Annotated in this window: 1 protein-coding gene and 1 pseudogene; both read right to left on the reverse strand. The window is 67.0% G+C overall.

What is annotated here, in order from left to right:
• Nucleotides 1–396 (reverse strand): annotated as a pseudogene (locus PGX04_RS29690) (inorganic phosphate transporter); the annotation flags it as partial.
• 53 nt (nt 397–449) lie between these two features.
• On the reverse strand, nt 450–627 hold a 178-nt coding region (locus tag PGX04_RS29695; RefSeq protein ID WP_337959498.1), incomplete at its 5' end, for a DUF6691 family protein.

Raw genomic sequence — 627 nt, forward strand, 5'->3', positions numbered from 1 at the left:
TCCGGCGAGGAGCGGAACGCTGACGTCCTCGGGAACGTCCGGTCGCGGAAGAACACTCGCGATACCATATGCGATGCCCCCGCCGACGAACGGCGTGAGGACCCAGACCGCGCCGATTTCGGCGTACTTCCCCCAGGCCGGATCGCCGCCGACAGGGAGGCTGATTCCGTCGACGAGGCCGCTGCCGACGGCTTCGGAGACACTTCCGCCCTGTGTCACCGCGCCAGCGAAGCCGAGAATGCCGACGAAAAACGCCGCACGCATTGTGGAAATAGCGTTCGCACCGACAGCCGGGGCGAACGGGGTCGCGCCGCTCGAGCCGGCGCCGATGACCCACGCCATGAAGAGGCTCGCGACCGCGGCCGCTGCGAACAGGAGTATCGTTGTGGGTTCCATCAGTGCGCGAAAATCTTCCGTCTCAGTTCTCGAGACACGAAATTCGAACGGCGTTAGTCGGCTCCCGCCGGGGTGGCCTCGGCCGCGGTGCGTTTGCTGCGCCAGACTCCCTGTAGGTAAGCGCCGGCGAACATGCCGACGATTGCCCAGAGGATGGTGACGTTGCCGATCCCGAGGCTGGCGTAGGCCGCGCCGGGGCAGATCCCCGAGAGCCCCCAGCCGACACCGAAG

This window comes from Natrinema soli, assembly GCF_028618695.1.